This window comes from Caballeronia sp. ATUFL_F1_KS39, from assembly GCF_023630985.1.
GTDB lineage: Bacteria > Pseudomonadota > Gammaproteobacteria > Burkholderiales > Burkholderiaceae > Caballeronia > Caballeronia zhejiangensis.
The window spans coordinates 1-1,049 of the sequence record NZ_JALQDZ010000030.1; the positions used below are offsets into that span (position 1 = coordinate 1).

Below are 1,049 nucleotides of genomic sequence, written 5' to 3' on the forward strand. Positions count from 1 at the left end.
TTCTCCGGACCGGTGTAATTCGCGCTCGGCCGGATGATCTTGTTGTCGATGCGTTGCTCGATGATGTGCGCGCTCCATCCCGACGTGCGCGAGATCACGAAAAGCGGCGTGAACATCGCGGTCGGCACGCCCATCATGTGATATGAAACCGCGCTGAACCAGTCGAGGTTCGGGAACATCTTCTTCGCGTCCCACATCACCGATTCGAGGCGCTCGGCGATATCGAACAGCTTCGTATCGCCGGCTTCCTTCGACAGATTCCTCGCGACTTCCTTGATGACCTTGTTGCGCGGATCGGAGATCGTGTACACCGGATGGCCGAAGCCGATCACGACTTCCTTGTTTTCGACGCGGCGTTTGATATCGGCTTCCGCTTCATCCGGCGTCTGATAGCGCGACTGAATTTCGAACGCGACTTCGTTCGCGCCGCCATGCTTCGGACCGCGCAGCGCGCCGATCGCGCCGGTGATCGCGGAATACATGTCCGAACCCGTGCCCGCGATCACGCGCGCCGTGAACGTCGATGCGTTGAACTCGTGTTCGGCGTAAAGATTGAGCGAGACGTGCATTGCATCGACCCACGCTTTGGACGGCGCGACTCCATGCAGCAGATGCAGAAAGTGCCCGCCGATGGAATCGTCTTCGGTTTCGACTTCGATGCGCTTGCCGTTGTGCGAATAGTGATACCAGTAGAGCAGCATCGAGCCGAGCGAGGCCATCAGCCTGTCGGCGATATCTTTCGCGCCCGGCGCGTTGTGATCGTCCTTCTCCGGCAGGATCGTGCCGAGCACGGAGACGCCGGTACGCATCACATCCATCGGATGCGCGGACGCGGGAATCCATTCCAGCGCGGCTTTGAGATTCGCGGGCAGGCCGCGCAACGCCTTCAGCTTCGTCTTGTATGCCTTCAGTTCGGCGGCGTTCGGCAGCTTGCCGTGCACGAGCAGATGCGCGATCTCTTCGAACTCGGACGTCGTCGCGACATCGAGAATGTCGTAGCCGCGATAGTGCAAGTCGTTGCCCGTCTTGCCGACGGTGCACAGCGCGGT

Annotated in this window: 1 protein-coding gene; it reads right to left on the reverse strand. The window is 60.4% G+C overall.

The features are described 5' to 3' along the window. Positions 1–1,049, reverse strand: a 1,049-nt coding sequence (gene prpC, locus NCR93_RS14225) for a bifunctional 2-methylcitrate synthase/citrate synthase (RefSeq protein ID WP_250532253.1), incomplete at both ends; no start/stop codon positions are given.